A 22,983-nucleotide genomic window follows, 5' to 3' on the forward strand; every position below is an offset into this window, starting at 1 on the left:
CGCAGGGTGAGCGACTGTTCGGCCGGAGCCTTTGCGTCACTCCCCAGACACCCACGGCAGGCAAGCAAGAGCGGCAACGGGAGGATCGCCGCAAGGCACACCACACCGAGAAATCCCGCCCGCGTCGACGCATCAGCAAGCGGGACAAGAGTTTCCGGAACACGAACGGCCCCGGGCATGCCCGGGGCCGTTCGCACACTCAGCGCAGGGAATTAACCCTTGTGCGTCTTGACCGCCTCGGTCAGCTGCGGGGCGACATTGAACAGATCGCCCACGATGCCGTAGTCCGCGATCTCGAAGATCGGGGCCTCTTCGTCCTTGTTGACCGCGACGATGGTCTTCGAGGTCTGCATGCCCGCACGGTGCTGGATCGCACCGGAGATACCGAGGGCGACATACAGCTGCGGGGAGACCGTCTTACCGGTCTGACCGACCTGGAACTGGCCCGGGTAGTAGCCCGAGTCGACCGCGGCACGCGAGGCGCCGACGGCGGCACCCAGCGAGTCCGCGAGCGCCTCGACGACCGAGAAGTTGTCGGCGGAACCGACACCACGGCCACCGGAAACGACGATGCTCGCCTCGGTGAGTTCCGGACGGTCGCCACCGACGACCGGCTCCCGGGAGACGACGCGCACAACGCCCTCTTCCTGCGCCGGCACCTCGACGGTCACCTTCTCGCCCGCGCCGGCCTGCGCGGATGCCTCGATGGCACCCGGGCGCACCGAGATCACCGGAACGTCGCCGGTGGCCTTGGCGTCGACGGTGAACGCGCCACCGAAGATGGAATGCACGACCGCGCCGTCGGCCTTGACATCGATGGCGTCGACCAGCAGGCCGGAGCCGATGCGGGCGGCAAGACGACCCGACACCTCCTTGCCCTCGGCGGTGGCGGCGACGATGACGGCGGCCGGGGAGGCCGACTCCGACAGCGCGGCGAGCACGTCGACCTTCGGGGTCACCAGGAAGTTGTCGACATCGTCGGATTCGGCGATGTAAATCTTCGCGGCGCCGCCCGCGGCGAGCGCGTCGGCCAGTTTCTCGCCGGTACCGGCCGGGCCGAGCACGACGGCGGCCGGCTCACCCAGGGCGCGGGCGGCGGTGAGCAGTTCGGTGCTGACCTTCTTGATCGCACCGTCGGCGTGCTCGACGAGCACAAGTACTTCTGCCATTTGTGTTCTCTCCTAAGCAGTCTCAGCCTGGAGGGCGGGATGAGCGACAATCGTGTAGCGGCTCATTCCGCCCACCGGGTGCGGGTGTCCCGCACTGGCGCAGCGGGATCAGATGATCTTCTGACCGACGAGGTACTGGGCGATCTTGGTGCCGCCGTCGCCCTCGTCCGCGATCTTCTCGCCCGCGGTGCGCGGCGGCTTCGGGGTTGCCGCAGTGACGGCGGTGCCCGCGTTCGCGACACCGACGGTCGCCGGGTCGACGCCGAGGTCGGCCAGCGTGAGGGTCTGTACTTCCTTCTTCTTCGCGGCCATGATGCCCTTGAAGGAGGGGAAGCGCGGTTCGTTGATCTTCTCGGTGACGCTGACGATCGCCGGGAGGGTGGCCTCCAGCTTGAAGACGCCCTCGTCGGTCTCGCGCTCGCCGGTGATCCGCTCGCCATCGACGACCAGCTTGCGCAAGTGCGTCAGCTGCGGGATACCGATGTACTCCGCGATGATCGCGGGCACGGCTCCGGCGCGACCGTCGGTCGCCTCGTTACCGGCGATAACCAACTCGACGCCCTCGACCTGGCCAAGCGCGGCGGCCAGCACATAGGCGGTCTGCACGGCGTCGGAGCCGTGGATGGCCGGGTCGTTGACGTGGATGGCCTTGTCGGCACCCATGGACAGCGCCTTGCGGATAGCTTCGGTAGCCCGGTCCGGACCGGCGGCCAGCACGGTGACCTCGCCGCCCTGGGCCTCCTTGATCAGCAGCGCCTCTTCGACGGCGCGCTCGTTGATCTCGTCGAGGACGGCGTCGGCGGCCTCGCGGTCGAGCGTGAAGTCACCATCGGTCAGCTTGCGCTCGGACCAGGTGTCGGGAACCTGCTTGATGAGTACGACGATATTCGGCATTGGTCTTCGTCGACCTCCTGTTCTGGGGGCACGGTGTGGTGGTCGCACGAGCGGGCCGTACGTCCATTGATTAGCTCAGGGCGTGACACTACCTTACATTAAGTTACTCGCAGGTAACTTAAGCGCGCCCTCTCGCCGAGCCCATCCGGGCACCCCAGTGCGCCGGGCCGAGGGTGCAGGCATCACCCCGATTTCCTTACCAGTAACGTCGGTACGATGAGCGAGGCTGTGATCCCTCCCGCAGTGGGCAACCCACCTAGCATTTCTCCCGAATCGGCCACCAGCGCCCTCGAACCGCTACCGTTGACCGGCGAGCGCACGGTACCCGGCATCGCCGAGGAGAACTACTGGTTCCGCAGGCATGAGATCGTGTACTCGCGCCTGCTGGAACGCTGCGCGGGAAAGACCGTGCTGGAGGCCGGATCCGGCGAAGGCTACGGCGCGAACATGATCGCCGCAGTGGCCACCAAGGTGATCGGCCTCGACTACGACGCCGGCGCGGTCGCGCACGTGCGCGCCCGCTACCCGCGCGTCGAGATGATCCAAGGCAATCTCGCCGCCCTCCCGCTCGACGACGAGTCGGTCGATGTGGTGGTGAATTTCCAAGTGATCGAACATCTTTGGGACCAGAGCCAGTTCATCCGGGAAGGCCTGCGGGTGCTGCGCCCCGGCGGCGAACTGCTGATCAGCACGCCCAATCGGATCACGTTCTCCCCTGGTCGCGACACCCCGCTCAACCCGTTCCACACCAGGGAACTCAACGCGGCCGAACTCACCGAACTGCTGGTCGACGCCGGATTCGAGGTCACACTGATGACCGGCGTGCAGCACGGCGCGAGCCTGAAAGCGTTGGACGCCAAGCACGGTGGCTCGTTCATCGACGCCCAGATCGAACGGGCGCTGGCCGGTGAGCCGTGGCCCGCGGAGCTGACCGCCGACGTCGCCGACGTCGGCATCGACGATTTCGCGCTCATCGAGGCGGATATCGACACGAGCCTCGACCTGGTCGCCATCGCGGTGAAACCCATTGTCTGATCGGCGCTCCGCAAGTTCGGTACCGGGCCAGTTCACCCTGGTCCTGCATTCACATCTGCCCTGGCTGGCGCACCACGGCCGCTGGCCGGTCGGCGAGGAATGGCTCTACCAATCCTGGGCCGCCTCTTACCTTCCCGTCGCCCGAGTACTGAGAAACCTTGCCGCCGAAGGCCGTTCACATCTGCTGAGCCTCGGCATAACGCCGGTCCTCGCGGCCCAGCTCGACGATCCGCACTGTCTGGCCGGAATGCATCATTGGCTCGGCAATTGGCAGCTGCGCGCGGACGAGGCCGCGATGGCGGGCAATATCGCGCTCGGAAAGCACGAACACCAATTGGCGACCGCGGCGCTCGCGGACTTCGAGCAGCGCTGGCGACACGGCGGCTCCCCGGTCTGGCGCGAGTTCATCGACGCAGGCACGATAGAACTACTCGGCGGCCCGCTCGCCCACCCTTTCCAACCGCTGCTCGATCCACGGCTGCGTGCCTTCCAACTCGACGAGGGCCTGACCGACGCGCACCGGCGCTGGGGCCACACACCGACCGGAATCTGGGCGCCGGAGTGCGGCTACACCCCCGGCATGGAGACCGGATACGCCGCCGCCGGTGTGACACATTTCATGGTCGACGGGCCCGCGCTGCGCGGCGACACCACCCTCGGACGGCCGGTTCGCGAATCCGATGTGGTGGCCTTCGGACGCGATCTCCAAGTGAGCTACCGGGTTTGGTCACCGAAGTCCGGCTACCCAGGACACGGCGCGTACCGTGACTTTCATCACTATGACCATGCGACGGGTCTCAAGCCGTCCCGCGTCACCGGCAAGACGGTGTCCGGCCCGGACAAAGCCCCATATGACCCGCGGCTGGCGGCCGCGGCCGTGGCCGGCGATGTTGACGATTTCGTGCGGACGGTGCGGGAACGGCTCATCGGTGAATACGAGCGAATCGGTCGCCCGGCCCTGGTCGTCGCGGCTTTCGACACCGAATTGTTCGGCCACTGGTGGCACGAGGGGCCGCAATGGCTCGAGCAGGTACTGCGTGCGTTGCCGGAGGCGGGCGTCGATGTCGGCACGCTTGCCGATGCCATGGCGCGCGGCTTCGTCGGCGAGCCGGTTCCACTGGCGGATTCGTCCTGGGGCTCCGGTAAGGACTGGCGGGTCTGGGCCGGAGATCAGGTACGTGACCTGGTGGAACTCAATGACGACGTGGTGCGGCTCACGCTCGATACCGTCGATAAAATGCGGGCCGCCCCCGATACGAATTCGGTGCGTGACCAGGTCGCCGACCAGTTGCTGCGGGAGGCCATCCTCACGGTGTCCAGCGACTGGGCATTCATGGTCAGCAAGGACTCCGCCGAGGGCTACGCCCGCGACCGCGCACACCAGCACGCGCATGCCGTGCGCGAGATCGCGGCCGCCGTCGGCGCGGGTCATGTCGCCAAAGCACGGCAATTGGCGGCAGGATGGGATGCGGCTGACGGACTCTTCCCCGGCTTGGACGCCCGACGGCTCGCGACCGGCGGCGGTCCCGCCGAGGCGCCACCTCGCGCGGACGAAGGCTCCGCTCCAGAAGGCTCGGCCTTAGAAGGGCATGCATGAAGATCTTGATGGTGTCGTGGGAGTACCCGCCGGTTGTGGTCGGCGGGTTGGGCAGACATGTGCATCACCTAGCGACCGAGCTGGCCACGGCGGGCAACGAAGTCGTGGTACTTGCGCGCCGTCCCACCGGCACCGACTCCTCGACCCACCCCACCCATTCCTTCATCGCCGAGGGCGTACTGGTGGTCGCGGTCGCGGAGGACCCGCCGTGCTTCGACTTCGGCGACGACATGCTCGCCTGGACCCTGGCCATGGGTCATGCGATGGTGCGAGCTGGTGTCGGCCTCGGTAAACCGGGCATCGGTGACGGCTGGGTGCCCGATGTCGTGCACGCACACGACTGGCTGGTGGCCCACCCCGCGATCGCGCTGGCCGAGTACTACGACGTACCGCTGGTCACGACGCTGCACGCTACGGAGGCGGGCAGGCACAGCGGCTGGGTCTCCGGCCGGGTCAACAAGCAGGTGCATTCGGTCGAGTGGTGGCTGGCCAACGAATCCGACGCGCTCATCACGTGTTCCGCCTCGATGCAGGACGAGGTCGAACGGCTGTATGGACCCGAGCGAATTCCGCTGCGGGTGATCCGCAACGGTATCGACGTCGGCGCCTGGACATTCCGTCCGCGCGCACCGCGCACCGGCCCGCCGCGGCTGCTGTATGTGGGGCGACTGGAATACGAGAAGGGCGTGCAGGACGCGATCGCGGCGCTGCCCCGGATTCGGCGCGCCCATCCCGGTACCACACTCACCGTCGCCGGCATCGGTACCCAGTTCGAGTGGTTGCGGGAGCGGGCCCGGGTGCACCGGGTGGCGCGCGCGGTGAGCTTCGCCGGCCAGCTCGACCATGAGGAACTGCTCGGCTGGTTGCACGGCGCCGACGCGATCGTGCTGCCGAGCCGCTATGAACCATTCGGCATCGTCGCGCTCGAAGCGGCCGCGGCGGGCATCCCACTGGTCACCTCGACCGCGGGCGGTCTTGGCGAACTGGTGGTCGATGGCGTAACCGGCGCGTCCTTCGCCCCCGCCGACGTCGACGGCCTCGTTGAGGCGGTGCGCGCGGTCCTCGACGATCCCCCCGCCGCCCAGGAGCGCGCCTATGCCGCGCGCGAGCGGCTCACCGCCGACTTCGCCTGGGATGTCGTCGCCGCGGAGACGATCGGTGTGTACCAGTCCGCGAAGCGTCGCGTCCGCAATCCGATGGGCCGCCCCACGATCGTGGAACGCCCACTGCCCGAACGCGATCCGAATCAGCCGGTCTGAACCGATCACTCCAATTTCTTGACGACCTTCTGGACCGTCAGCCACGTGCGCGTGGTGATGTCCTTGCTGTAGGTCTTCTCCATCCAGGCCATGAAGTTCGGGGTGCGCGGCTCGCGGTTGTCGATGACCGAGAGAACCACGCGGGCCGCGGCGTCATAGCCGACGATGCGGACACCCGCTTCGGCGTGCTGGAGTAGGTCTTCGGTGAGGTCCGGCGGTACCTGCTTGAGGAAGGTCGCGGTCAAATAGGTTTCGCGGCAATGCGTAAGGTCGGCGAACGGATCGGCATCGATCAGGTCGACCAGCTGTTCGTAGCCGCGGATGATGGTGCCGCCGGGTATTCCGAGCTCGCGGTTCAGCGCTTCCTGAATGCGGTCTTCCAGGTTCGGAACATCGGTATCCGCGCTGTGGAAAACCACGTTACCGCTCGACAGCACCGACGCCACCTTCGCGAACCCGAGCCCCTCGAACACCGCACGCAGTTTGTCGTTCTTCATGTTCGGGTTGGCCGGCATGATCCCGCGCAGCAGCGCCGCGTACCTGTTCATATGGCCGACCGTACCGATCGCGTCCTACCGGTACCGGCTCGCCCGGCCCTACGTCGAGCGCAAGTCGGTGCGAACCTCACGCCGATTGGGTGGCGCCGTTCTTCTTACGCTCGATATCTTCCAGCGCGGCAACGTATTTCGCACGCTCCTCGGCACCGGCCTCCCAGGTGTCCTTACGGTTCTTGACGACCTTGGCGGGTGCGCCGACGGCGATGCTGTAGTCGGGGATCTCGCCCTTGACGACGGCGTGCGCGCCGAGAACGCAGCCACGCCCGACCCGGGTTTCGCGCAGCACGGTCACCTTGGCGGCAATCCAGGTATCGGGGCCGATACGGACCGGGCTCTTCACGATGCCCTGATCCTTGATCGGCATATTGATGTCGTCCATGCGGTGGTCGAAGTCGCAGATGTAGCACCAGTCCGCGACCAGCGTCGACTCACCGATCTCGATATCGAGGTAGGTGTTGACGACGTTGTCCTTACCGAAGACCACCTTGTCACCGATGCGCAACGAACCCTCATGGCAGCGGATCGCGTTGCCGTCACCGATGTGCACCCAGCGACCGATTTCCATCCGGCCCAGTTCGGGTGTCGCGTGCACCTCGACACCACGGCCGAGGAACACCATGCCGCGCAATATGATGTGCGGGTTCGCCAGCCGGAATTTGAGCAGCCGGTAGTAGCGCACCAGATACCAGGGCGTGTACGCCCGGTTGGCGAGCACCCAGCGCAGCGATGCCAGGGTCAGAAATCGCGCCTGCAACGGATCCCGGCGGCGCGATCCACGCCACCGCGAGCGCAACGGTGAGCCCCACATGCTCGTCACGAACGGTCTCCTTCGTGGTCCTCCGGGTCGCCGCCCGACCCGGCCGCGACAGATAGAGCCTAACGGGCGCGGTCAGAGCCGGGCCGCGCAGAGCCCGTACCAGGCCAAGCGAGTGCGAGCCCGGCCACCGATCTGCCTGCACCGTCGATGGAAGCGGTGACCGCCCGGGACTCGTACACCCGGCGGCGGCCCTCCCGTACAGTGACTCCGAACCCGTACGCGGACACCCGGACCGGGTGTTGAGCGGGGCGAGGTTCGACGCGCTTTCAGTCTTGTGCGTCCGGCCAAACGACAGGAGAGCAGCAGGTGCGAAGCGGCGGCGTACTGGCTAGTTCCAGGTGGCGACCCGTCCGGCGGCGAGCAATGCTATCGCTGGCCGCTGTCGGCGCGCTGACGTTGGCCGGTTGTGGCACCGATGTCGACGACATCACCGTCGGCGCGGGCACGGGATGGCCTGGCGCCTATCACGATGGTGGCAACAGCGGAACCAGCCCGGTGACCGGATCGCGCAAGCTGGCTCTGGACTGGGCGCGGCCGATCGGCGGTCCGATCGCGCAGCCGGTGACCATCGGCGTCGAGGGACAGATGTTCCTCACCGGCCGGACCTCGTCCTGTACGGTTTTCTCCTTCCAGATGTCCAGCGGCCGCAAGCGCTTCTGCAATCCGACCGGCCCGAGCGCGATCTCGGCACCGACGCTCGTCGACGGCGGTACCAACGTGTACTTCGGTGACGACGGCGCGGTGAACTCGTTCAACTATCTCGGACAACCGCGCTGGCGCACACCGGTAGCCGGGGTTCCGGTGTCGGTGCAGTTCACCGGCGACGGGAATGTGCTGACGGTAACCCAATCCGGTCAGCTGGACGTGCTGTCGCGCCAGACCGGTGACCGGGTGGTCGCGACCATGCAGCTGCTCGGCGAGCCGGATTTCCTGGAGAACCCGAACCTCACCCGACCGGCCTCCGAAGAAGGCCTCGACGATTGTGTCACCGGCGGACCGCAGTGCGCGGTCGCGAATATCGCGGCCGTCGACGAGTCGACCGGCCGCTTCTTCGTCACGGTACGCAGGCCAGGTGAGCGGAATTCCGCGCTGGTCGCATTGCGCTACGGCGACAAGAAGATCGAGCAGCTGTGGCGGGCGGAGATCCTCACCGACGGCAGCGCGACGAGCCCGGCCCTGTCCGCCGACGGCGCCACCGTCTACGTCGGCGACAACAGCCGCAGGCTCATCGCGCTCGACACCGGCGACGGCCACACGAAATGGACGCACGCGCTCGAATGGACTCCGCGCGGCGGCATTTCGGTCGACAGCGACGGCCTCATCATCCCCGCGGGCGACGAAGGGTACCTGCTGGCCTTGCGCGATAACGGCGACTCCGTCGAATCCGTCTGGGAGCGTAAGGATCTCGTGCTGCGTGGCACTCCGGTTCAGACTGCGGGCGACACCGGCTACACCGCGGCCGCGATCGGCGAGGGCTTGAATCTCATCACCTTCGACACCAAAACGGGCGCGACGGTCGATTCCGACGTGCTGCCCGACGCCGAGGGGACCACCACCGGCACGTCCGTCGGAGCCAAGGGTGAGGTCGTCGTGGCAACTCGCATCGGCGAGGTATTCACGTTCAAGCCTGAACGGTAGTCGGCGCGAGCGCCGCAGCTATCCGATATGCGCGGTGCACAGGAATACCGCTGCGGTGCGCCCGATTCGGGTGATAACCAGCGAATAGGGCTGGGAGCCGTTCGGTTTCAGCTTGCGCCGTAATTGGTCCGGATCGATATCGACGCCACGCACCAGAATCTCCAGTGCTCCACAGTCGTGCTTGCGCAGTTGCGCGCGAAGGCTCTTCTCGCGGAACTCGAGCCGCTCGACGATACGGAAGCCACGCTGCCCGGCAGGCACCCGGTCACCGGTGAGATAGGCGATGCGCGGGTCCAGTTGCCACAGACCGTGTTTCGCGGCGTAATGCCGCACCAGCCCCGCCCGCACCACCGCGCCGTCCGGGTCGATGATCCACTCCCCCGGATCCCGTTCGGGGATCTCGGCCGGATCGGTGTCGGTAAGACTCCAGGATTCGCCGCTACCGCTGAGCACCGTCGCACGCCGGGTGACGCCTCCGGCCAGCCCGGGCGACCACAGGCACGCCTCGCGAACGGCACCGTCCAACGACACCACCTCGATCTCACCGGCCCAGTCGAGTCGGTCGAAATCCAGTCCGGGAGCGCACTTTACGGCGAGATCGCGGCCAGGATAGGCGGCGAGCAGATCGGGTAGCGGCGGTTGCAGTTTCGCCGGATCGTGGGTGCGGCGGCCATCCGCCCGCCGGGCGGGATCGGCGATCACCACCGTGCCCGTGCTACATGAGACCAGCGCATCTGCCTTGGCCAGCAACACATTCCGGGTTCCGGCCAGATTGTGCGCGGCCATCGACAGCCGCACGTCGTCCAGGTCACTACCGATCACGGCGGGACTCACCCGAGCCAGTTCGCCGAGTTCGGCGCCGATCGAGCAGGTCACGTCGTGCACGGCGCGACCGGCCAGGCGGGCGGCGCGATGGCGTGCCACCAGGGTCGGTGTCGCCTGCTGCAGTGCGTCGTCGGTGAACAGCCACCCGTTGGCGTCGGCCAGTTTGGCGCGCGCCCGGCGACGCAGCCGCACGGTCTCGACCAGTGCCGCCGCGCGGTCACCATACGCGCGACGCACCCGGTCGAGATCGCGTAGGTGCGTCGCGGAGGTCAGCTCCAGCCGGTCCACCTCGGTCAGCGCGGCATGGCCCGCAGTGCTGCCGAGGAAGGCGACATCGTCACGGCCGAAGCTGTATCCCACTACTTGGCGGAGGCGCCCGGCTTCACGCCGGTGATCATGGCGTTGTAGAAGAACTGACGCGGCACCACGCGGCGCATAACGTTCTCGTCCAACCAGCTCAGCCGCAACCATGCCTTGTACATCGCGAGCCGGTAGCCCATGGTGAGCTTCTCCTCTGGCACCGCGGCCTCGAAGGTACGCACCGGCCAGCCCCACAGCGCGGCCGCGAATTCCTCGGTGGTCGCCTGCACGTCGACGGCGCCCGCCGAGGAGGCCATGGCCTCCAGCTGACGCGGATCGAAGGTGTGCAGATCGACGACCGCCTCCAGCGCCGCGGCGCGTGAGGACTCGTCCAGCTCGGCCTGCGGACGCCGCCAGCCTGCCAGCGCGGGAATCTTGGTGACGGTGGTGGTGGCCTTCCAGGTGATCCGACCGAGCCAGCGAGCGTAGAAGTTGCCCGCGGTGGTCGGCTCGCCCGCGAAGACCAAACGCCCGCCCGGCTTGAGTACCCGCAGGCATTCCTTCAGTGCGAGTTCGACATCGGGGATGTGGTGCAGCACCGCGTGCCCGACCACCAGATCGAAGGTGTCGTCGTCGTAGGGGATGGTCTCGGCGTCGGCGACGCGACCGTCTACATCGAGTCCGAGGTGCTCGGCGTTGCGCAGCGCGACCTTCACCATGCCAGGAGACAGATCGGTGACCGAGCCCGATTTCGCGACGCCCGACTGCATGAGGTTCAGTAGGAAGAAGCCGGTGCCACAACCCAATTCCAGAGCGCGCTCGTACGGCAGCGGGGCTGAGCCGACAGCGGCGTCGAAGCGACCGCGCGCATATTCGATGCAGCGCTCGTCATAGGAAATGGACCATTTGTCGTCGTAGGTCTCGGCTTCCCAGTCGTGGTAGAGCACCTGGGCGAGCTTCGTATCCTTGAGCGCTGCTTCGACCTCGGCCTCGGTGGCGTGCGGGTTCGGCGCGGGGTCGTCTGGACGTGCGGTCATGGTGGGCAAGCCTACATAAATCCCCAGATGAGGCGAGCTATCGACCCACGAATTCGGCCGACCCTGGACCGTTGTCCTGATAAGAACCTGTTCCTATCAGGCGATCCTCGGTAGTGAATAAATCAGACCACTCGGTCCTCGCGCGATCGAGGCCGTGCGGTCCCGCCTCGAACACCGCTTTCGCCGCCGCGAGCGCCCGCGCCGGACCGTTGGTGAACCGACCCGTCCAGCGCATCGCGGCGACATAGACATCGTCCGGTGCGACCACCTCGTCGACCAATCCGAGCGCCAGCGCCTCGTCCGGTTCCACGAAACGGCCGGTGTACACGAGATCCTTAGCCGCGCTGGGACCGATGAGCAACGTCAGCCTGCGAATGCCCGCCAACGGGATGAGCCCGGCCTTGATCTGCGGTAGACCGAGCTTGACATTGTCGCCGATGATGCGGTGGTCGGCCCCGAGCGCGAGCTCGAGCCCACCGCCGAGGCAATAGCCGCTGATCGCGGCAACAGTCGGTTGCGGCACCCTGGCCAGGCAGCCGAGCGCCGCCTGTAGGTCACCCGCCATCGCGCTCGCCTGGTCCGCGTCCAGCGCCGACAGCTCGGCGAAATCGTCGCCCGCCGAGAACACCCGCTCGTCGCCGTAGACGATCAACGCCGCGACCCTCGTATCAGCGGCGACCACATCGGCGGCCTCGGCCAGTTCCCGCACCAGCTGCACGTTGAGTTGATTCATCGGCGGGCGGGTGATCCGCAGGACGGCCACGCCGCGCGCGGCATCCCCCTCGGGCAGATCCAGGGTCACGAATTCGGCCATGGGAGGCCACGCTACCGGGTCGCCGTCGACGTCCTCACTCGCGGACGGATCCCTTCAGCCGACCCTGATCCGGCAGATCGGCGAAGTAGCGCTGATTGTCCGGGAACATCAGCACCTGGCGTCCCCCGCCATCCGAAAGCACCGGCATGATCGGATCGATCCGCACCTCGGCCGCGAGAACCTCGGCGGTGCTGGCGAACTCGCCGAGCGCCACCAGCTGCGACCACGTCGGCGGCAGCAGGATGTCGGTGCCCGCGCGCCACCGATCCAGCGCTTCGACCGGAGTACGCCACTGCACCTCGTCGGCCTCGGAGGTCGCGCCGTCGGCCAGCTGTCCTTCGGGCAGGACCGCGACGAAGAACCGGGTGTCGTAACGGCGCGGCTCGATGACCGGGGTGATCCAATTCGCCCACGGCCGAAGCAGATCCGCGCGCAACACCAGCTTCTCCGCAGCCAAGAAAGCCGCGAGCGACACATCGCGGCGCTCCAGCGCACCCCTGGCATCGCGATATCCGGTCGTATCGGAGACAACGCTGTCAGCGGTCGGCCCCGCCAGCAGCACGCCGCATTCCTCGAACGTCTCACGCACCGCGGCGGCCACCAACGCCTTGGCACGAACCTCGGTGGTCCCGAATTTCGCGGCCCACCACGCCGGCTCGGGCCCAGCCCAGTCGATATCGGCCGTGCCATCGGACGGATCGACACCGCCGCCGGGAAAGACCGTCATACCAGCGGCGAACGCCATCGCCCCAACTCTGCGCTGCAAAAACACCTCGGGCCCAGCGGCACTGTCGCGCACCACCATGACCGTCGAGGCATCTTTGACCACCGGAACTCGCGACTGAGAGTCGGCCGGCACATTTATCTCACTCACACTCTGCACCCTAATTGCACCCCAACCCCGCCTGCCACACGTCCCCATGCACACGCCCACTCGCCACGACACCAGTTTCCAAGCGAGGCGCGACCGAACACTGAACGTTCGCGCACGCGGACACGCCACGCCAGCGGCCGAATACACCCACTACCGAGATCGATGCCTACCCAACCTGCGAGAACGACGAGCAAAGTACCGTCCGTCAACCCGATTGAGCGCAATCGATTGACTGAAGGCCTTACTCAGATTGTCGGAGGTCAGCACATCCGGCAGCAAACCCTGCGCGACAACCGACCCCTCGTTCAGCAGCAGACCATGAGTGAAGCCGGGAGGAATCTCCTCGACGTGATGGGTGACCAGCACCATGGCGGGTGCGTCCGGGTCGGCGGCCAGGTCGCCCAGGCGTTCCACCAGTTCCTCACGGCCGCCGAGATCCAGCCCCGCACCGGGTTCATCGAGCAGCAGCAACTCCGGGTCGGTCATCAACGCTCGGGCGATGAGGACCCGTTTGCGTTCGCCCTCGGAGAGCGTGCTGTAGGTGCGATCGGAAAGATGTTCCGCGCCGAGGCTTTCGAGCATGTCGATGGCGCGATCGGTGTCGCGGTCTTCGTAGCGTTCACGCCAGCGGCCGAGCACGGCATAGCCCGCGGACACCACCAGGTCGCTGACCTTTTCGTCGCGCGGGATGCGGCTGGCCACCGCGGCCGAGGACAACCCGATGCGCGGGCGCAACTCGCTGACATTCGTTTTGCCGATCACCTCACCGAGCAGGTGAGCGATGCCCGAGGTGGGATGCACCTCGGCGGCGGCCATTCGCAACAGTGAGGTCTTACCCGCGCCGTTGGGCCCGAGGACAACCCAGCGTTCGTCGAGCTCGACCTGCCAGGTGACTGGACCGACGAGGGTGTGACCCGAACGTCGGATGGTCACGTCGGTGAAATCGATGAGCAGATCGGGATCTGGTTGTGGCACGGGCTCCATCTTTGCCCAAAACCGCCGCGCTCGTACGACCGCCCCACACCGGCTTCGACGACCTGGCAATCTTCCGAAGGCAACACCCGGCGGTAACTTCGACGGTCGACCGAATCACTCGCAGACAATCTTGCGTCAGGTCGACCGGCGACCGGAATATCGGAGCGCGAATCACCTGCCGCCGCACGGATCGCGCCCGATATCGGCAATCAGCGAGCGAACTCCGAGGATCGTCCGGGCGCCGCACGAACTCACTCTTGGCCCGGCACCGCGATCACGGTCATCGAGCCCGGTGTCACCTCGGTGAAACCGGCATCGCGTACCGCGACCGCGCTGCCGTGAGTCACCCGATCGACCAGCCCGGCCCACCGCTGCGAATCGGATTCCCGTACCGCACAGCGGAACTCGCACCGCGACCATCGATAGGCGTGCTCCGTCGAGAGCGCGCCCGCAAGCAACATACTCGCGTGCCCCACCTGAGCGGCGGCCTTGCCGAGCGTCATACCGAGCGCCGAATTCACCCACAGCACAGGCAGATCGGGGTCTGGTTGCCCCGGATCGTCATACTCGAGATCGGTGCCACCGATTTGCAGGCGCTTGATCCGTGGATCGATCGCACCCACCGGCCCCGGCACGAAAGCACGCGCCCGCGCACCGTCCACCTCGACAGTCACCCCGTCCACGTCGTTCGCGGCCAGCCATTGCGCGCCGCGCGCCCGGCGTGCGACCTTTCGGATCCGCGAACGCTTCCACGTCAGGAACCGCTGTTCCCACTCACCGCCGGGGCCCACTCGCTCGTCAAGGCACAACGCGACCGCCGCAGCGGCGGCCGCCTCGAGTAGTGCGCTGCGACGCGGCGGGTCGAGCTTCGGGATATGCAGCACCATCTGCATGGCCTGCACCATGGCGGGATCATCGGGGTCGCCGAGTCCGCCGTAACCAGCGGCGAGCTCCACGTGCCTGGCTTGGAATCCGGCCGTATCCGGGACTATTTCGCTGTCATCGCGAGTGTCGGTCATCATTCACCTCGAGCGTCGACGAAAACTTCCGCACAGATTCGATGCCCGGCTCCTATCTCCGGGCGAATTCGAGCGTCAGCCGAGCAGCCTCTCGATCGCCGAAAGATCAACTCCGCCAGCCTACCGAGACGAATGCGATACGCGAGGCGAGTCGCTGACGAGCCCGCGGCGCGTCAGCGTCCGACGAGGGGCACCCGCCGCACGCCACCGTCACGGGCGTCGGCGGCCTCCACCTCGTCACGGGTGACACCGAGGATGAACAGCACCGCGTCCAGATAGGGCTGCGAGAGCGCGGTATCGGCCACCTCACGCAGCGCGGGTTTGGCGTTGAAGGCGACACCGAGTCCGGCGGCGTTGAGCATATCGATGTCATTGGCACCGTCGCCGACGGCCACGGTCTGCTCCATCGGCACCCCGGCCTCGGCAGCGAACTTGCGCAGCGCCGTGGCTTTGAAGGCCCGGTCGACGATCTCACCGACCACCCGGCCGGTGAGTTTGCCATTCTCGATCTCGAGGGTGTTGGCCTGCACGAAATCGAGTTCCAGCTCATGCGCGAGCGGTTCGATGACCTGACGGAATCCGCCGGAGACCACGCCGCAGCGGTAGCCGATGCGGCGCAAAGTCCGAATGGTGGTGCGCGCCCCTGGTGTCAGCTCGATTCGGTCGGCAACCTCGTCGATCACCGATTCGTCCAACCCTTCGAGTGTCGCCACCCGTTGGCGCAGCGATTCCGCGAAGTCGATCTCACCACGCATCGCGGCCTCGGTCACCTTGCGTACCTCGTCCTCGACGCCAGCATGCGCGGCGAGCATCTCGATCACCTCGCCCTGGATGAGGGTCGAGTCGACATCGAACACGATCAGTCGCTTGGCGCGGCGCGCCAGTCCCGCCCGTTCCACCGCGATATCGACCTGCTCGGCCACCGCGACCTCGGCCAGTGCCGTCCGCAATCGCGAGTCGGTATCGGCGCCGGTATCGGGTGCGGTCACCAGAAGCTCCATACCGGTCACCGGATAGTCCGCGATACCACGGATGGTGTCGATATTGGCGTCGATGGTGGCGAGCTGCCGCGACACCGAGCTGAACGCGCGCGCGGTAACCGGGCTCCCCAGGATCACCACCGCGTGCGTCGACATCGGCTGCCTGCCGATCTCGGCGTCGACCTCCACATCGACATTCATGCCGACAGTGGTCATCGCCTCTTCCAGCTCGTCCTGCAGCGCCTCGGGGTCACTCGGGCAGGAGATGAGCACCCCTAGCGTCAAGCGGCCACGTATGACGACCTGCTCCACGTCCAGCAGGCTCACCCGGTGGCGCGACATCGCCGCGAGCAGCACGGACGTCACACCGGGCCGGTCGGGGCCGGTGACGGTGACGAGGACTGTGGTGTCAGCCAACTGATGTGCTCCAAGTCTGTATCTGATCGGAGGCAGACCCGCCATGGTCCACACCGCCGCCGTCTCCGTGCCCGTCGCTCGCGCCGCGGGCCCTGCCATCGCTGCTGGGGACCACGTTGTCGCGCTGACCGCATTGTCGCTTACCGGGTGCATCGCCGCTGGTGCGGGATGGTCTGCACAAACGAGTGTGCACCCGCTGGTCACCAGCAGGTGCACACTCCGCATCGCAAATGCTACTTCGTTGCTGCCACGTTGTTGCGGCGCCTACTTGTTGGTGAGGGCGCCTTCGTGAACCTCGGTGGCGTGTTTGCCCGAACCCCAGCCGACGTGCGCCTCGGCCCGCATCCGCTCCACCATGTGCGGGTAGTGCAGCTCGAACGCGGGACGCTCGGACCGGATGCGCGGCAGTTCGTAGAAGTTGTGCCGCGGCGGCGGGCAGGAGGTCGCCCATTCCAGCGAATTGCCGTAGCCCCACGGATCGTCCACGGTGACGACCTCGCCGTAGCGGAAGCTCTTGAAGACGTTCCAGACGAACGGCAGCATCGATGCGCCGAGGATGAACGCGCCGATCGTGGAGATCGTGTTCAGCATGGTGAAACCGTCGCTCGGCAGGTAGTCGGCGTAGCGACGCGGCATGCCCTCGGCACCCAGCCAGTGCTGCACCAGGAAGGTGGTGTGGAAGCCGATGAGCGTGGTCCAGAAGTGCCACTTGCCGAGACGCTCGTCCATCATGCGGCCGGTGATCTTCGGGAACCAGAAGTAGATACCCGCGAAGGTGGCGAACACGATGGTGCCGAAGAGCACGTAGTGGAAGTGCGCGACAACGAAGTACGAGTCGGTGACGTGGAAGTCCAGTGGCGGGCTGGCCAGGATGACACCCGAAAGACCACCGAAGAGGAACGTCACCAGGAAGCCGACCGACCACAGCATCGGCGTCTCGAATGTCAGCTGACCACGCCACATGGTGCCGATCCAGTTGAAGAACTTCACACCGGTCGGGACCGCGATCAGGAAGGTCATGAACGAGAAGTACGGCAGCAGCACGGCGCCGGTCGCGTACATGTGGTGCGCCCACACCGCGATGGACAACGCCGCGATACCCAGCGTCGCGTAGACCAGCGTGGTGTAGCCGAAGATCGGCTTACGCGAGAACACCGGGAAGATCTCCGAGACGATGCCGAAGAACGGCAGCGCGACGATGTACACCTCGGGATGCCCGAAGAACCAGAACAAGTGTTGGTAGAGCAGGATGCCGCCGGTGGCCGGGTCGTAGATGTGGCCGCCGAGGTGACGGTCGTAGGCAAGGCCGAACAGCGCGGCGGTAAGCAGCGGGAAGGCAAGCAGGATAAGGATGCTGGTGACGGCGATGTTCCAGGTGAAGATCGGCATCCGGAACATGGTCATACCGGGCGCGCGCAGGCAGACGACGGTGGTCAGCATGTTGACGCCACCGAGGATGGTGCCGAGACCGGATATGGCGAGGCCGAGGATCCACAGGTCGGAGCCCACACCCGGCGAATGCAGGATGTCACTCAGTGGCACGTACGCCGTCCAGCCGAAGTCCGCGGCGCCACCGGGGGTGATGAAGCCCGCGGTCGCCATCGTGCCGCCGAACAGGTACAGCCAGTAGCTGAACGCGTTGAGGCGTGGGAAGGCGACGTCGGGGGCACCGATCTGCAGCGGCAGCACGATATTCGCGAAGCCGAACACGATCGCGGTCGCGTAGAACAGCAGCATGATCGTGCCGTGCATGGTGAACAGCTGGTTGAACTGCTCCGGCGACAGGAACTGCAGGCCCGGCCGCGCCAGCTCGCCACGCATCAGCAACGCCATCAGACCGCCGATGAGGAAGAAGCTCATCGCGGTCACCAGGTACATGGTGCCGAGAACCTTGGGGTCGGTGGTGGTGACCATCTTGTGGAGGAACGAGCCCTTCGGCCCAGTCCGAGCCGGATACGGCCGAGTCGCTTCCAACTGAGGGACTGGCTTTGGCTCTACGGCAGTCACTGATCCTCCTGAAAGGTGCCTTTAGGTCGCTCCGCAGGCTCCGCTTCATGCATCGATCTCGGTGCCGAGACAGACGACGGTTCGCTTGCGCTTCTGAAATCGTAAACCGTGCTGCCGCGGCGGTCCGCGCGGGTCCTACTCTGTGTCGTATTTCGTTGGTCGGCACCGATGATTCTTTCATGCGACACCCGTCTGTATCGGTGACAGGTTTTCCACCCTCAGCCAGGAGACCACCATGACAGACAACACGACGATCAAGCCCGGCGATCCGCGCTGGGTCGACCTCTATACCGCCGACCCCGATCGCGCCATCGCCTTCTACGGCGAGCTTTTCGGGTGGACCGCCGAGCGAGCGGGTGAGGAGTTCGGCGGCTACATCATCTTCCGCAAGGACGGCAAGCCCGTCGCGGGTGGGATGGGCAAGGCGGGCGGCGGCGTCGATGGCCCCGACCAGTGGACGGTCTATCTCGCCTCCGACGACGCCAAGGCGACCGCGGACGCCGCCGTGCCCCATGGCGGCGCGGTGGTCGTAGCCCCCATGGACGTCGGCGATCTTGGCACGATGGCGGTCCTCGCCGACGTGGGCGGCGCGGGCGTCGGCATCTGGCAGTCCGGCACCTTCGGCGGCTGTGAAACTCTCGGCATCGTCGAGGGTGGTAAGTGGAGCGACCATGCGGGCATCCCATCCTGGTTCGAGCTGCACACCCGCGAATACGACGAGTCGCTGGCCTTCTATCGCGACGTATTCGGCTGGCAGGACCCGTTCACGATCTCGGACACACCGGAGTTCCGCTACACCACCATCCACTCGACCAGTCCGATGCTCGGCGGTGTCATGGACGCCTCCGCACACCTGCCCGAAGACGCACCTGCGGGCTGGACGGTGTATTTCGGCGCCGACGATGTCGATGCGGCCGCCGCGAAGGTCACCGAGTTGGGTGGCACGATTCTGGTTCCCGCCATGAATTCGCCGTACGGCCGGATGGTCTCGGTCGCCGATCCGATGGGCGCCCGATTCAGCATCGGCGGAGATACCGTCTGAACACGGTCCACGCATGGCGAAACGGCTAGAGCACATCCGCGCGGTCACTCCAACCGCGCGGATGTCTGTCGCGGTGAACCGCGATCACTCCGCCTCCCGGCCGGGCTGCCCGACTACCGGCCGCGCATGTACCCTCACCCGCATGCCGGTGAGCGCCCTTGTTCGCACCCGAAACCTCATGAGCTCCACTCGATACGCCGCGCGCGGTCGTCGCGGCGCTGCGGTCGCCACCCTGTGCGCCGCCGTCCTCGTGGCGGGCTGCGCCAACAAGTCCGACGACGCGAGCTCGATCGTGCGCACCACGACGAACATCGCGGGCGCGGGCGTGGTCGGACTGGAACGTGACACCTCGACGGCGTGCCCGCTACCGAGCGCGCCGGATTCGGCGACCGGCCCCCAGAGTGTCACCCACGCGGCGGGCGTTTCCCAGGTGCCCGCCGACCCGCAGCGCATCGTCGTGCTGACCACCTCGGCGCTCGACGCCGTCTGCGCCGTGGGTTTGTGGGAGCGCGTCGTCGGCGCGACCTCCGACGACGGACCGGCTCCCCACCCCGCCTATCTCGGTTACGGCGTCAACAAGATCCCCGACATCGGCAGCGCCACAGCACCGGATCTCGCCAAGATCGCCGAGCTGCACCCCGATGTGATCATCGGTGACATGCCCGCGGGCAATGCGAGTTTCGAGGCGTTGCAAGCGATCGCCCCCACCGTCCTGGCCGGAACCAGCAGCGGCTGGCAGGCCGAATTCACCGGTCTCGCAGCAGGTCTCGGCCGCCGCAACGCCGCCGCCACCGCTTTGGAGAACTACCGCACCGAGGCTCGCGAAACCGGTGACACGGTCGCCGCCAACCAAACTCAGGCCTCGGTCGTCCGTTTCACCGCCGACCAAATCCAGGCGCAGGGCAGCGACACCTTCGCCGGTCAGGTACTCGGCGACGCGGGCGTCCAGCGCCCCACCGTCCAACGCGGCACATCCTTCGATATCACTTCCGCCGACCTCACCAAGGCCGAAGGCGACCTGATCTACGTCATCTTCGCCGGCGAAGCAGGCAAGAAGCAGGGCGAATCCACGCTGCGCACCGACGAATGGAAAGATCTCGGCGCCGCCACCGACCACCGAGTCTTCGCCGTCGAAGACTCCATCTGGCACGGCAACGGCCTCACCGCCGCCCGCGCCCTACTCACCGACATCCGCAACACCCTCAACGGTTTCGTCACCGACTGAGCCACGCTCCGCCGACAATGCGGATCGATCACCCACCGCAACCCGAAACCCCCTGAATGTCAGGGGGTTTCGGCATACCCGCCGAAACTAGCCCCGCTCGAACTCGCTGCCGTTCACTCCGACAGTGAAGGCATCCCACTCGCCGGCAGTGAACACCAACGCGGGGCCGGTCGGATTCTTCGAATCCCGAACACCGACCATGCCGCCGGCAAGGAACGCGACCTCGACGCATTCGCTCCCCCCGGAACTGTGGCTGGATTTGTACCACTGCGCCCCGGTCCAGTCAACGTTCACAGTCATACTCCCTTGCTATCTCTCTGATCAGGTCACGGCTTGGGCGACGGTCCAGCGTCGCGGCCAGTAGCGTTTGGAACGTCTGTTGACATCGGCGCACGTCCTCTGGCTCTTCAAGATAGACGTCCCCGGTGAAGCTCTCGGCAAACACGATGGTTGGTTCGACAGGCTTACCCCTGCTGTCCTTGGGAAACGTCATGACGATGAACTGTGACACCACGATGCCGGTAGGAAATCCTGCGCGGAATGGCAGGATGCGAACCTGAACGTTCTCGCGAGTGCTCAAATCGGCAATGTGACGCAACTGGGCAGCCATGACGCACCGCCCGCCGACAACCGTGCGCAACACGGCTTCGTGCAACACGACCGAGAGACGGACAGGCCGGCGTTGGCGGGTAGCACTATGTTGCCGTTGTATTCGGAGAGCTACGCGACGTTCCAGCTCTTCGGGGGACTCATTCGGAAAGTACTGCCTATCAAGGGTTCTCGCGTAGTCAGCGGTTTGCAAGATGCCGGGAACGATCAAGGGCTGAAAGATCGCCAGTTCGCTGGCACCACCTTCCAATCCAACGTATGTATTGAACTTCGCCGCAATAACATCCCCATAGCTTCGCCACCACGATCGAGCCGGGGCCTGTGCAGCCAACTCTTTGATCGCAACAGCCTTTTCCTGGTCGAGACCGTAGTTCTCGCACAGCGCCAAAGCATCTCGGACCCTGACCTTTTCGGTCAGGCCGCGCTCCAAGCGGCTCAGGGTGGACTTGTTCCATTCCATGAGCGAGGCGGCCTGTTCCAGAGTGAGTCCCGCACCCTCGCGTGCTTCCTTCAGGTATCGGCCGAGCTGCCGACGAGGCAACGTACTGCCCGCGCCCACCGGTTCGTTGTTGTCAATCACGCGCTCCCCTCCCGTTGCATTCTGAGGTTCTTGCATGTTGCAGAATGCGCCGACTATATAGGGCGTTGCACAACACGATCAGGGGATTCACACAAGTTTCCCTGGGTCATCATGTTGCCCCGCCGAACGTAGGCACTCGGCACACCCTTACTCCATGCCATCGGACATCCGACTCCACCAGGCGCAGACTGCCGACACACCGCCAGCAGTGGAACTGGAACTGCCGCAACGAAACCCGAATACCGGTCCACCAACCGCCTACGTCGGGCCACCGGCCGACATCGTCGAACGCTACGCCCACGCCATACACGAATGGGCGCACCAACCCGCGCCCACCGAACCGTCTCGGTGCCGGGGTGCCCACTCCCCCGGCACCGGGCGCACCAACCAGGAGGCACAGTAATGCGCCGAGACCGTTTGCGCACCACCGAATCTCCCGATGGCCGCAAAGTAGCCATCTGGCGACTGCTGCGCAGCGGCGCACACATTCTGCGCATCCAGAATCGCGCCGACGCCACACCCGCCTACCGCTGGCCGGACAGAAAAGTACTGCCGGCCACCGCGCCGGATGTGGTGCTATTCGACGACGCGACACCACCGGATCTCGCAACAGTTCGCGAAGCCTTCCCCGGCCACCTCGATCTGTGGGACGCACTGCGCGAGGACCTTTGGGCCGCCCTACTGGATGCTTCGGACCTCCCAGCATCCTCGCGCAGGCACTGATGTCCGACATCGTCGCGCTGCCATCGATACTGACGATCGCGGAATCATAGTCGTCGCAATAATATTGGCCGGTCGCCAGTCGGTAATGCGGGATGTTGTCGTTCAGATACTTGGCGATGGCCTCAGCTGCGTGCATACGTAGCAGTTCGCCGCGTTCCTCGAAACTGCCAAGGGTTTTCGGCTCTGGCGCACTTTCGGTGACGGGTGCGCTATTCGGTGAGCAGGACGCGGCGGTGTAAGGGGGTCGATGCCGGCTCTGCCGAATATTTGCCGTTTCAGCATTTTAGTTTTCGTGTTCACGCCCTCGGTGGGACCTTGCCGTGCTTTGGTCATGCATCTCTTGGGGTACGCGAGCTGCTGACGCTGTGCACCGAGCTGATGTCCACCACCGAGTCGGCGCGGCACGTGACATTCGCGCGAGTGCACAGCCTGGCGACCGCGGCAGGCTGCCAGCTGGTGGCCTGCGGTGAACTTGCAGTCGCCGCCGAATCGGCCGGATTCACGCTGCCCCAGTTGGGCCGACAGCCGATGTTCAACCGCAGCATGTTGAGCACCCCCAGAAGAGATTGACAATATCAATATCATTATGG

The 22,983-nt window shown here is 66.0% G+C and carries 23 protein-coding genes; 9 read left to right on the top strand and 14 right to left on the bottom strand.

Going from position 1 to position 22,983, the window contains the following annotated elements; all coding sequences use genetic code 11:
• Positions 1–212: 212 nt before the first annotated feature.
• Positions 213–1,169, bottom strand: coding sequence for an electron transfer flavoprotein subunit alpha/FixB family protein (locus tag LKE06_RS31295; protein WP_228003050.1), 957 nt, complete (start codon positions 1,167–1,169; stop codon positions 213–215).
• Between the two features lie 108 nt (positions 1,170–1,277).
• Positions 1,278–2,063, bottom strand: coding sequence for an electron transfer flavoprotein subunit beta/FixA family protein (locus LKE06_RS31300; protein ID WP_228003051.1), 786 nt, complete (start codon positions 2,061–2,063; stop codon positions 1,278–1,280).
• 216 nt (positions 2,064–2,279) lie between these two features.
• Between LKE06_RS31300 and LKE06_RS31305 the strand changes: the two genes are divergently transcribed.
• From LKE06_RS31305 to LKE06_RS31315, 3 genes are read left to right on the top strand one after another with little or no spacing between them, the layout of a single operon-like run.
• A complete protein-coding gene (locus LKE06_RS31305) occupies positions 2,280–3,098 on the top strand; it encodes a class I SAM-dependent methyltransferase (RefSeq protein ID WP_228003052.1) in 819 nt (272 codons plus the stop codon).
• Positions 3,091–4,695 (top strand): 1,4-alpha-glucan branching protein domain-containing protein, encoded by a 1,605-nt coding sequence (locus LKE06_RS31310; RefSeq protein ID WP_228003053.1) that lies wholly within the window; start codon positions 3,091–3,093, stop codon positions 4,693–4,695. Before LKE06_RS31305 ends, LKE06_RS31310 begins: the two co-directional genes overlap by 8 nt.
• Positions 4,692–5,954 (top strand): glycosyltransferase family 4 protein, encoded by a 1,263-nt coding sequence (locus LKE06_RS31315; protein WP_228003054.1) that lies wholly within the window; start codon positions 4,692–4,694, stop codon positions 5,952–5,954. The genes LKE06_RS31310 and LKE06_RS31315 overlap by 4 nt, the downstream gene beginning before the upstream one ends.
• 5 nt (positions 5,955–5,959) lie before the next feature.
• Here the strand turns inward: LKE06_RS31315 and LKE06_RS31320 are convergent, their stop codons facing one another.
• Together LKE06_RS31320 and LKE06_RS31325 are read right to left on the bottom strand one after the other, a co-directional pair.
• Positions 5,960–6,502 carry a DUF1697 domain-containing protein gene (locus tag LKE06_RS31320; protein WP_228003055.1) on the bottom strand — a complete coding sequence of 181 codons (543 nt, stop codon included), beginning with the start codon at positions 6,500–6,502 and terminating at the stop codon, positions 5,960–5,962.
• 76 nt (positions 6,503–6,578) lie between these two features.
• Positions 6,579–7,328, bottom strand: coding sequence for an acyltransferase (locus tag LKE06_RS31325; protein WP_228003056.1), 750 nt, complete (start codon positions 7,326–7,328; stop codon positions 6,579–6,581).
• A 363-nt stretch (positions 7,329–7,691) separates the two neighbouring features.
• Here LKE06_RS31325 and LKE06_RS31330 point away from each other — a divergent pair, with 363 nt between their 5' ends.
• Positions 7,692–8,966: an outer membrane protein assembly factor BamB family protein gene (locus LKE06_RS31330; RefSeq protein WP_228003057.1), complete on the top strand. Its 1,275-nt coding sequence runs from the start codon at positions 7,692–7,694 to the stop codon at positions 8,964–8,966.
• 18 nt (positions 8,967–8,984) lie between these two features.
• Here LKE06_RS31330 and LKE06_RS31335 read toward each other — a convergent pair whose 3' ends face one another.
• The 8 genes from LKE06_RS31335 to ctaD all read right to left on the bottom strand — a co-directional run bounded on the left by LKE06_RS31335 (position 8,985) and on the right by ctaD (position 18,214).
• Positions 8,985–10,151: a THUMP-like domain-containing protein gene (locus tag LKE06_RS31335; protein ID WP_228003058.1), complete on the bottom strand. Its 1,167-nt coding sequence runs from the start codon at positions 10,149–10,151 to the stop codon at positions 8,985–8,987.
• A complete protein-coding gene (locus LKE06_RS31340) occupies positions 10,151–11,128 on the bottom strand; it encodes a class I SAM-dependent methyltransferase (RefSeq protein ID WP_228003059.1) in 978 nt (325 codons plus the stop codon). The genes LKE06_RS31335 and LKE06_RS31340 overlap by 1 nt, the downstream gene beginning before the upstream one ends.
• A gap of 37 nt (positions 11,129–11,165) precedes the next feature.
• Positions 11,166–11,942 carry an enoyl-CoA hydratase-related protein gene (locus LKE06_RS31345; RefSeq protein WP_228003060.1) on the bottom strand — a complete coding sequence of 259 codons (777 nt, stop codon included), beginning with the start codon at positions 11,940–11,942 and terminating at the stop codon, positions 11,166–11,168.
• 34 nt (positions 11,943–11,976) lie between these two features.
• Positions 11,977–12,747: an NUDIX hydrolase gene (locus tag LKE06_RS31350; RefSeq protein ID WP_228003286.1), complete on the bottom strand. Its 771-nt coding sequence runs from the start codon at positions 12,745–12,747 to the stop codon at positions 11,977–11,979.
• A 219-nt stretch (positions 12,748–12,966) separates the two neighbouring features.
• Complete coding sequence (locus tag LKE06_RS31355) at positions 12,967–13,800, bottom strand: ABC transporter ATP-binding protein (protein ID WP_228003061.1); 834 nt, start codon at positions 13,798–13,800, stop codon at positions 12,967–12,969.
• 242 nt (positions 13,801–14,042) lie between these two features.
• Positions 14,043–14,810, bottom strand: a complete 768-nt coding sequence (locus LKE06_RS31360; RefSeq protein ID WP_228003062.1) for an aminoacyl-tRNA hydrolase — start codon at positions 14,808–14,810, stop codon at positions 14,043–14,045.
• Between the two features lie 173 nt (positions 14,811–14,983).
• Positions 14,984–16,207 (bottom strand): phosphoserine phosphatase SerB, encoded by a 1,224-nt coding sequence (serB, locus tag LKE06_RS31365; protein WP_372477453.1) that lies wholly within the window; start codon positions 16,205–16,207, stop codon positions 14,984–14,986.
• A gap of 264 nt (positions 16,208–16,471) precedes the next feature.
• Complete coding sequence (gene ctaD / locus LKE06_RS31370) at positions 16,472–18,214, bottom strand: aa3-type cytochrome oxidase subunit I (protein ID WP_228003063.1); 1,743 nt, start codon at positions 18,212–18,214, stop codon at positions 16,472–16,474.
• A gap of 235 nt (positions 18,215–18,449) precedes the next feature.
• Between ctaD and LKE06_RS31375 the strand changes: the two genes are divergently transcribed.
• Positions 18,450–19,256 carry a VOC family protein gene (locus LKE06_RS31375; RefSeq protein ID WP_228003064.1) on the top strand — a complete coding sequence of 269 codons (807 nt, stop codon included), beginning with the start codon at positions 18,450–18,452 and terminating at the stop codon, positions 19,254–19,256.
• A 178-nt stretch (positions 19,257–19,434) separates the two neighbouring features.
• The gene (locus LKE06_RS31380; RefSeq protein WP_228003288.1) at positions 19,435–20,481 is read left to right on the top strand and encodes an ABC transporter substrate-binding protein; all 1,047 of its coding nucleotides are present in this window, start codon (positions 19,435–19,437) and stop codon (positions 20,479–20,481) included.
• 87 nt (positions 20,482–20,568) lie between these two features.
• Here LKE06_RS31380 and LKE06_RS31385 read toward each other — a convergent pair whose 3' ends face one another.
• Complete coding sequence (locus LKE06_RS31385; protein ID WP_228003289.1) at positions 20,569–20,775, bottom strand: DUF397 domain-containing protein; 207 nt, start codon at positions 20,773–20,775, stop codon at positions 20,569–20,571.
• A complete protein-coding gene (locus LKE06_RS31390) occupies positions 20,765–21,670 on the bottom strand; it encodes a helix-turn-helix domain-containing protein (RefSeq protein WP_228003065.1) in 906 nt (301 codons plus the stop codon). The genes LKE06_RS31385 and LKE06_RS31390 overlap by 11 nt, the downstream gene beginning before the upstream one ends.
• A 154-nt stretch (positions 21,671–21,824) precedes the next feature.
• Between LKE06_RS31390 and LKE06_RS31395 the strand changes: the two genes are divergently transcribed.
• The 3 genes from LKE06_RS31395 (at position 21,825) to LKE06_RS31405 (ending at position 22,963) form a co-directional block, all read left to right on the top strand.
• Positions 21,825–22,073: a hypothetical protein gene (locus tag LKE06_RS31395; protein WP_228003066.1), complete on the top strand. Its 249-nt coding sequence runs from the start codon at positions 21,825–21,827 to the stop codon at positions 22,071–22,073.
• Entirely contained in the window at positions 22,073–22,393 is a 321-nt protein-coding gene (locus tag LKE06_RS31400) for a hypothetical protein (RefSeq protein ID WP_228003067.1), read from the top strand. Before LKE06_RS31395 ends, LKE06_RS31400 begins: the two co-directional genes overlap by 1 nt.
• 378 nt (positions 22,394–22,771) lie before the next feature.
• Entirely contained in the window at positions 22,772–22,963 is a 192-nt protein-coding gene (locus LKE06_RS31405; protein WP_228003068.1) for a hypothetical protein, read from the top strand.
• Positions 22,964–22,983: the final 20 nt, after the last annotated feature.

The organism is Nocardia australiensis (assembly GCF_020733705.1).
GTDB classification, from domain to species: Bacteria; Actinomycetota; Actinomycetes; order Mycobacteriales; family Mycobacteriaceae; genus Nocardia; species Nocardia australiensis.